Annotated in this window: 8 protein-coding genes; 4 read left to right on the top strand and 4 right to left on the bottom strand. The window is 72.8% G+C overall.

Annotated features, from left to right (window positions below; translation table 11 throughout):
• The coding region (locus ACFWEK_RS16220; RefSeq protein WP_430554697.1) for a GntR family transcriptional regulator at window positions 1-600 on the bottom strand (600 nt) is incomplete at its 3' end.
• A gap of 289 nt (window positions 601-889) precedes the next feature.
• Here ACFWEK_RS16220 and ACFWEK_RS16215 point away from each other — a divergent pair.
• Window positions 890-2,239, top strand: coding sequence for a PTS transporter subunit EIIC (locus tag ACFWEK_RS16215; protein WP_430554696.1), 1,350 nt, complete (start codon window positions 890-892; stop codon window positions 2,237-2,239).
• The gene (gene ptsP / locus ACFWEK_RS16210; RefSeq protein WP_430554695.1) at window positions 2,239-3,921 is read left to right on the top strand and encodes a phosphoenolpyruvate--protein phosphotransferase; all 1,683 of its coding nucleotides are present in this window, start codon (window positions 2,239-2,241) and stop codon (window positions 3,919-3,921) included. The genes ACFWEK_RS16215 and ptsP overlap by 1 nt, the downstream gene beginning before the upstream one ends.
• Before the next feature lie 31 nt (window positions 3,922-3,952).
• Here ptsP and ACFWEK_RS16205 read toward each other — a convergent pair whose 3' ends face one another.
• From ACFWEK_RS16205 to ACFWEK_RS16195, 3 genes are read right to left on the bottom strand one after another with little or no spacing between them, the layout of a single operon-like run.
• Window positions 3,953-4,510 carry a vitamin K epoxide reductase family protein gene (locus ACFWEK_RS16205; RefSeq protein ID WP_430554694.1) on the bottom strand — a complete coding sequence of 186 codons (558 nt, stop codon included), beginning with the start codon at window positions 4,508-4,510 and terminating at the stop codon, window positions 3,953-3,955.
• Between the two features lie 59 nt (window positions 4,511-4,569).
• Window positions 4,570-4,842: an HPr family phosphocarrier protein gene (locus tag ACFWEK_RS16200; RefSeq protein WP_430554693.1), complete on the bottom strand. Its 273-nt coding sequence runs from the start codon at window positions 4,840-4,842 to the stop codon at window positions 4,570-4,572.
• 34 nt (window positions 4,843-4,876) lie between these two features.
• Window positions 4,877-5,692 (bottom strand): TetR/AcrR family transcriptional regulator, encoded by an 816-nt coding sequence (locus ACFWEK_RS16195; RefSeq protein WP_430554692.1) that lies wholly within the window; start codon window positions 5,690-5,692, stop codon window positions 4,877-4,879.
• Window positions 5,693-5,801: 109 nt separating this feature from the next.
• On the opposite strand from ACFWEK_RS16195, the gene ACFWEK_RS16190 reads away from it, so the two are divergent.
• Window positions 5,802-6,764 carry an ATP-binding cassette domain-containing protein gene (locus ACFWEK_RS16190; RefSeq protein WP_430554691.1) on the top strand — a complete coding sequence of 321 codons (963 nt, stop codon included), beginning with the start codon at window positions 5,802-5,804 and terminating at the stop codon, window positions 6,762-6,764.
• The gene (locus ACFWEK_RS16185) at window positions 6,761-7,609 is read left to right on the top strand and encodes an ABC transporter permease (RefSeq protein WP_430554690.1); all 849 of its coding nucleotides are present in this window, start codon (window positions 6,761-6,763) and stop codon (window positions 7,607-7,609) included. Before ACFWEK_RS16190 ends, ACFWEK_RS16185 begins: the two co-directional genes overlap by 4 nt.
• Window positions 7,610-7,720 lie beyond the last annotated feature (111 nt).

The following is a 7,720-nucleotide window of genomic DNA, read 5'->3' as shown; positions in this document are numbered from 1 at the left end:
GCCCTGCATCTGCAGGGCCTCCAGCTCCTCGGGGGTGGCGTCGGCGGCGGTGATGACCTCCTCGCCCCAGGTCGGGTCGAGGCCGCGCTCGCGCAGGGCGGCGTAGATGCTCTCGGGCACGCCGTCGTCGAGCAGGTCGGGGGCGAGGTCGACGGGGATCCAGGACTCCTCGACGCTCATCGGGTTGCCGTCGGCGGTGCGCAGCCGCACCACGTGGTGCACCGGGGTGCCGACCTCGCGGTCCAGCGCCTCGGCGACAGCGGCGGGTGAGGGGCGCTGCTCGCACCGCAGCACCGTGGCGCCGGGCGTGAGGCCGCGGCGTCGCGCCTCCTCGCCGAACGTCGTCAGGCGCATCTCGAAGTCGGCGCGGGGCGGCGCGACGAACGTGCCGCGGCCCTGGGCGCGCTCGAGCACGCCCTCCGTGACGAGCGCGTCGATCGCCTGGCGCACCGTCATCCGCGAGACGCCGAACTTCTCGGTGAGGCTGCGCTCGGACGGGATCGCGTCGCCGACGGAGAGCTCGGTCGTGACCAGGTCGGCGAGGTACGCGCGCACCGCGACGTACTTGTGCTCGCCGGGGCGAGCGCCGTCCCTGACCATCCTCGTGTCCTGTCCTGCCCTGTGATCGGCATCGATCTGCGTGCTGTGCGACATCGGGACCAGTATCGGGGTTCGGCCGTCACCGGTGCGCTGTCTCCCCGGCGGGAGCGCGGGGTTGACACATCATGAGGTCTAGACCACTCTTCCTGCAAGTGGTCCAGACAACCTGCCGGTGGCAGCGTGTGGATCACCGGCAATGACGCCCCGACGTCGCGACACTGCCGCCGGACGACGCAGGCACGGCCTGCAGGACATGCCCGCCCCCCGGGCCATCCATCGGAGGAGAACCATGACCACGGTCGCAGAGACCAAGCAGAAGCGGGGATTCCCCGGCCTGGCGCAGCTACAGCGCGTCGGTCGTTCGCTGATGCTGCCCATCGCCTCGCTGCCCGCCGCCGCGCTGCTGCTGCGTCTGGGGCAGCCCGACATGCTGGGTGCCGACGGCGTGGCCGGCACGCTCCCGTGGATGCAGCCCGTCGCCGACGTCCTCGGAGCCGCCGGCAACGCGCTCTTCGCGAACCTGGCGATGATCTTCGCCCTCGGCGTGGCCATCGGGTATGCCCGCAAGGCGGACGGCTCCACCGGCCTCGCCGCGCTCATCGGCTACCTGGTCTTCAAGGGCGTCACGGACGCGTTGTCGCCCACCATCCTGGGCCTCCCGGCCGAGGGTGAGGAGCAGGAGCTCATCAACTACGGCGTGCTCGGCGGCATCGTCATCGGCCTCACGGCCGCGCTGCTGTACCAGAAGTACTACCGGATCAAGCTGCCCGCCTACCTCGCGTTCTTCGGCGGCCGTCGCTTCGTCCCGATCGTCACCGCCGGCGTCTCCGTGATCATCGGCGTGGTCTTCTCGCTCATCTACCCCGCCTTCGACTGGCTGTTCAACGACCAGATCGGCGGCTTCGTCACCGGCTCCACCGTGATCGGCGCGTTCGTGTACGGCACGCTCAACCGCCTGCTCGTGCCGATCGGCCTCCACCATCTGCTCAACTCGCTGCCCTGGTACCAGTTCGGCTCCTACACCGACAGCGCGGGGAACGTCGCGCACGGCGACATCTTCCGCTTCCTCGCCGGCGACCCCACGGCCGGGACGTTCATGACCGGCTTCTTCCCGATCATGATGTTCGCGCTGCCCGCCGCCGCCCTCGCCATCGTGCACACCGCGAAGCCGAAGAACCGCAAGGTCATCGCGGGCGTCATGGGCTCCGCTGCGCTGGTCGCGTTCGTCACCGGCGTGACCGAGCCGCTCGAGTTCGCGTTCGTCTATGTCGCCTACCCGCTGTACGCGATCCATGCCGTGCTCACCGGCACCTCGATGGCGCTGGTCAACGCGATCGGCATCCGCGACGGGTTCGGCTTCTCCGCGGGCGTGATCGACTACCTGCTGAACTTCCGCATCGCCGAGATGCCGCTGCTGCTCATCCCGATCGGGCTCGGCTACGCGGTCATCTACTACTTCCTGTTCCGGTTCGTCATCACGAGGTGGAACCTCAAGACCCCGGGCCGCGAGGACGACCCCGAGGCGGCTGCCGCCGTCGTCGGCGACCAGGCCGTGAGCGACCAGAAGGAGGCCGTCGCGATCGGCACGGACGCTTCTCCGGCCGGGGACGGTTCCGCGAAGGGCAAGGACGGGGTCTGATGAGCACCACCCTCACCGGTGCCCCGGTGAGCCCCGGGCGGGCGGCCGGCGTCGTCGTGACGATGCCGGCCCCCGTCCCGGAGCCCTCGGAGGCGACCCTCGACACGTCCGACGCCTCCGGCGCCGACGACGCGGTGTCCCGCCTGGGCGCCGCGACGTCGGCCGTCCGGGACCGCCTCGCCGCCCAGGCGGCGCAGGCCACGGGGACCGCGGCGGACGTGCTCGCCGTGACGGCCGCGATGGCGGCCGACCCCACGCTCGCGTCCGACGCCGAGCGGCGCGTGCGCGAGTCCGCCGCGACCCCCGAGCGGGCCGTGTGGGACGCCGCGAACGCCCTCGCCGCCCAGCTCGAGCCGCTCGGCCCGCCGCTGAGCGAGCGGGCCCGCGACGTCCGCGACGTGCGGGACCGCATCGTCGCCGAGCTCACCGGGGTGCGGCCTCCGGGCGTCCCCTCGCCGGGGCACCCGTTCGTGCTGGTCGCCGAGGACCTGGCCCCCGCCGACACGGCGACCCTCGACCCGGAGGCGGTCGTCGCGATCGTCACCAGCGGCGGCGGCCCCACCTCGCACACGGCGATCCTGGCGCGCGCGCTCGGCATCCCCGCCGTCGTGGCCGCCCGCGGGGCCGACGACCTCGCCGACGGCGAGACCGTCGTCGTCGACGGCGGCGCCGGCACCGTGCTGCGTGACCCGTCGGACGCCGAGGTCGAGGCCGCGCGGGACGCCGTGCGCGTGGAGCGCGAGTTCGACGGCCACGGCCGCACGGCCGACGGGCACCGGGTCGAGCTGCTCGCCAACGTGGCCGACCCGCAGGCGGCGCAGGCCGCCGTCGCCGCGCACGCCGAGGGCGTGGGGCTGTTCCGCACCGAGTTCTGCTTCCTCGGGCGCGACGTCGAGCCGACGGTCGAGGAGCAGGTCGCCGCCTATCGCGGCGTGCTGTCCGCGTTCGCCGGCCGCAAGGTCGTGGTGCGCACCCTCGACGCGGGGGCGGACAAGCCGCTGCCCTTCGTCACGGCCGACGACGAGCCCAACCCGGCGCTCGGCGTCCGGGGCCTGCGCACCGCCGTCGCGCACCCGGAGGTGCTGGACCGGCAGCTGCAGGCGATCGCCGCCGCCGCGGAGGCGGAGTCCGCCGACGTCTGGGTCATGGCGCCGATGGTCGCCACGACCGACGAGGCGCGGTCGTTCGTCGCCGCGTGCGAGCGGCACGGGCTGCGGCGGGCCGGCGCGATGATCGAGGTCCCCGCCGCCGCGCTGCGGTCGCGGTGGGTCTTCGAGCACGCCACCTTCGGCAGCATCGGCACCAACGACCTCACGCAGTACGCGATGGCCGCCGACCGGATGCTCGGCGACCTGGCCGCGCTGTCCACGTCGTGGCAGCCCGCGGTGCTCGAGCTGGTGCGCGCCACCTGCGAGGGCGCGCACGCCCACGGCCGGCCGGTCGGGGTGTGCGGGGAGGCGGCGGCCGACGCCGTCCTGGCCCCCGTGCTCGTGGGCCTGGGCGTGACGTCGCTCTCCATGACGCCGCGAGCGCTCGCGGACGTCGCGGCGGTGCTGGCCGGGGTGTCGTTCGCCCGGTGCCGCGACCTCGCCCGGGTGGCCCTGGAGCAGCCGGACGCCGACGCCGCCCGCGCCGCCGTCCGGCGTGAGCTGGCCGACGTCCTGGAGCCCCTCGGCCTCTGAGCGCGCCGGCCACCCACAACACGGGCGTGGGTCACGCGAAGAGGGCGTCCCCGTACTTCAGCAGGACGGCGGCCACGAGCAGCGCGAACCACGCGGCGGTGAGGATGCCGAACGCGCCGGAGCGCACCAGCGACATCGCCCACGACTGCAGCCGGGCGGGCCAGTAGAGGGTGTCCTCGAGGATGTTCCAGTGCAGCATCGACGCGAACACCAGCGTCGTGGAGACGGTGATCGTCAGGCACCACGGGCACAGCGCGCCGATGACGAACATCGACTGCCAGAGCAGCCAGTACGCGAAGAGGAAGCCGAGCAGGTAGACGGTCTGGGCGGCCGTCATGAACCAGCGCGGGAACCGCACCCCGGCCAGGCCGGCCACGGCCACGGTGATGACCACGGACTCGGCGATGAGTCCGAGGAACGCGTTGGGGAAGCCGAACAGGCTGGCCTGCCACGACGTGCCGACCGTGCCGCACGAGATGACCGCGTTGATGTCGCACGCCAGCGCGGCGTCCGGGTCGGCCGCCAGCTCGACGGCGTCGACCGAGAGCACGAAGGCGGCGACCAGCCCGACGAGCGCCCCGACGAGCATCTCGCCGAACAGCCAGCCGGCCGAGTGGAAGAACCCGCTCGGCCGGGCGGGCCTGTCCGTCAGGCCACCGCTTCCTGCGACAGGAACTCGACGAGGGCGTCGAGCGCGGTGGTGGCGTCGTCGCCGTCGGTCTCGGTGCGCAGCACCACCTCGTCGCCCACCGAGGCGCCGAGGGTCATGATCCCGAGGATGCTCGCGGCGTCCACGGCGTCGCCGCCGGCGGTCTTGGCGATCTTCACCGGCACCGGCTGCTGGCCGGCCTTCTGCGCGAAGAGCGCGGCCGGGCGGGCGTGCAGGCCCTCGGTGATGGCGACGACGACGGTGCGTTCCACGGTGTCCTCCGAACGAGAGGTGGTCTGGACCAGTTCATCGTAGGGACGAGTCGCCGGGTTGGGAAGTCGCGCGCGCCCGGTCGATCGCCATGCCGACGGAGTCGAGCAGCCGCTCCAGCGACGCCTCGAACGGCGTGGCCTCGGCGTCGAAGCCGCCCGCGTCCCAGATCCGCAGCATGGTGGGGTAGCGCTGCGGGTCGAAGTGGTCCACCCAGAAGCTGCTCATCGACGTCCAGTACTCGTCGTTGCTCTGGCCCGAGGCGTCCTTCTCTGCGGACTCCGCGACGGTGGAGCGTGCCAGCCCGCGCACGAACGCGTCGAGGAGCCCGACGATCTCCACCACCTGGCGCTCCGGCAGCCCGGTGTCCACGAGGGTGCGCAGCCCGCACTCCTGCGCGTCGAGGACGGACGGGGTGAGCGGCAGGCGCCACATGTTGGTCTGCAGGATCCACGGGTGGCGCTGGAACAGCTCCCAGTGCGCCCGGGCGTACGCCGCCAGGCCGTCGCGCCACGTCGCCGTGGCGGGCGGCAGCGCGAGCTCGGCGAAGGCGCGGTCGATCATGAGGTCCAGCAGCTCGGTGCGCCCCGGCACGTACGTGTAGAGCGACATCGCGCCGACGCCGAGCCGCCCCGCGACCTTCCGCATCGACAGCCCCTCGAGCCCCTCGGCGTCGGCGATCGCGGTGCCCGCGCCGATCACGTCGTCGAGGGTCAGCCGGGCCCGGCGGCCGCGGCCCGACGGCTGCGGCGGGTCCCACAGGAGGGCCAGCCGCCGCACGACCTCGGGCGGGCGGGGGACGCCGTCGTCCGGCGGTTGCGGCGAGGTGCTCGACGGCGAAGTGCTCGACATGGCTCGTCATCCTCCCATCCCTGTCGTCCGGTCTGCCCCTGGGTCTTGTCGGACCCCATGGTTAGAGTCGAGACTAGTTCCAGTACAGCGTACGAGAGAGGGAATCGCCATGATCCGAGCACGAGGGCTGACCAAGACGTTCAGCCGTCGCAAGGAGACCGTCGAGGCGGTCAAGGGGATCGACGTCGACGTCGCGGAGGGCGAGCTCGTCGCCTTCCTCGGGCCCAACGGGGCCGGCAAGTCCACGACGTTGCGGATGCTGACGTCGCTGCTGGAGCCGACGGCGGGGGAGGCGACCGTCGCCGGCTACGACGTCGTCAAGAGCCCGGCGCAGGTCCGCGCCCGGCTGGGCTTCATCGGGCAGGGCAACGGCGGCGGCTTCAGCTACAAGGTCGTCGACGAGCTCCACAACCAGGGCCGCTTCTACGGGCTGCCGCCCGAGGTGTACCGGGAGCGGGCCGCCGACCTCATGGCGGCGCTCGAGCTGGGCGGCCTCGAGAAGCGGTCCGTGCAGTCGCTGTCGGGCGGCCAGCGCCGCCGGCTCGACGTCGCGCTCGGGCTGATGAACCACCCGCCGCTGCTTTTCCTCGACGAGCCCACCACCGGTCTCGACCCGCACTCGCGGGCCAACCTCTGGGGGCACATCACCGCGATGCGCGAGCGGTACGGGATGACGGTCGTGCTCACCACGCACTACCTCGACGAGGCGGACAGCATGGCCGAGCGCGTCGTCGTCATCGACCACGGCGAGATCATCGCGGACGCCGCGCCCGACGCCCTCAAGCGCCGGTATGCGGACGACACCCTCACCGCCGTCGTCGCGACCGACGACGGCGCGGCGGTCCGGTCCGCGCTCCCCGCCGGCCTGGGCGACGTCGAGGTCACGGCGCACGGCGCCGGGATGCAGGTGCGGGTCGGCACGGCGCAGGGGGCCGAGACGCTGCCCGTCGTCATCGAGGCGCTGCGGGTGGCCGGCATCGCCACGACCTCGGCGAGCGCCCGCCAGGCCAGCCTCGACGACGTGTTCCTCAACCTCACCGGCCGGAGCCTGCGCGAGGAGGCGGCAGCATGACCGAGCAGACCACCACCACCGCGACGACGGCGCAGCACGAGGCGCCGCGGATCGTCACGCGCACCGGGCCGGGCAAGTTCGTCACGGACACCGGGGCGGTGTTCACCCGCGAGATCCTGCTGGTGCTGCGCGACCCGTTCACGCTGATCTTCTCGCTGCTGCAGCCGCTGATCTTCCTCGGCCTGTTCGGGCCGCTGCTCACCGGCACGTTCGGCGGCGGGTTCGGGGGCGGGGGAGCGAGCACTGCGGACACGCTGCAGTGGTTCGTGCCCGGGGTGATCGTCATGATCTCGCTGTTCGGCACCTCGATGACCGGCTCGAACCTGCTGTACGAGATCATGACCGGCTCCTACGAGCGGGTGCTCGCGACGCCGCTGGACCGCTCGGCGATCCTCGTGGGCCGCGCGCTCAAGGAGTTCGCGCCGCTGCTGGTGCAGGGGCTCATCATCGCCGCGGTCTGCATCCCGTTCGGGTTCACGTTCCACGTGCTGCCCGCCCTCGCAGGCCTGGTGCTGCTCGGCGTCTTCGGCGTCGGGATCGGGGCGCTGTCGCACGCGCTGGCCCTCGCGTCGAAGAACCGCGAGTGGCTGTTCTGGGGCGTGCAGCAGTCGCTGCTGTTCCCGCTGCTCATCCTGTCCGGGATGATGCTGCCGCTCGAGGCCGGCCCGTCGTGGATGCAGACGGCGGCGAAGTTCAACCCGCTCACCTACATGGTCGACGCCGAGCGCGTGCTGTTCGGCGGCACGTTCGCCGACCCCGCCGTCCTGTGGGGCGCGGTCGCCGCGGCCGCCACGTGCGCCGTCGGCCTCGTCGTCGGCATCCGGGCGACCCGCAAGGCCGTCTGATCGAGGAGGGCGTCGTGGGTGTGATCGTGGCCCTGTCTCCCGCCGGAACGTGCCCGTCGGGGCGCTGACGGGCCGCGGGGGAGGAGGAGGGCGAGGCCGGACCCGTGGAGT

It is taken from the genome of Isoptericola sp. NPDC060257 (assembly GCF_042726645.1).
In the GTDB taxonomy this organism is placed as follows: Bacteria; Actinomycetota; Actinomycetes; order Actinomycetales; family Cellulomonadaceae; genus Isoptericola; species Isoptericola nanjingensis.
Note: the sequence above shows the minus strand (reverse complement) of the source record. Positions and strands in the feature narration are given on the sequence as shown.

Bases quoted from the DNA above. Each gene is read 5' to 3' on its own strand.
- ACFWEK_RS16215 (WP_430554696.1), top strand. From the start codon at position 890: ATGACCACGGTCGCAGAGACCAAGCAGAAGCGGGGATTCCCCGGCCTG.
- ptsP (WP_430554695.1), top strand. From the start codon at position 2,239: ATGAGCACCACCCTCACCGGTGCCCCGGTGAGCCCCGGGCGGGCGGCC.
- ACFWEK_RS16205 (WP_430554694.1), bottom strand. From the start codon at position 4,510: ATGCTCGTCGGGGCGCTCGTCGGGCTGGTCGCCGCCTTCGTGCTCTCG.
- ACFWEK_RS16195 (WP_430554692.1), bottom strand. From the start codon at position 5,692: ATGTCGAGCACTTCGCCGTCGAGCACCTCGCCGCAACCGCCGGACGAC.
- ACFWEK_RS16190 (WP_430554691.1), top strand. From the start codon at position 5,802: ATGATCCGAGCACGAGGGCTGACCAAGACGTTCAGCCGTCGCAAGGAG.
- ACFWEK_RS16185 (WP_430554690.1), top strand. From the start codon at position 6,761: ATGACCGAGCAGACCACCACCACCGCGACGACGGCGCAGCACGAGGCG.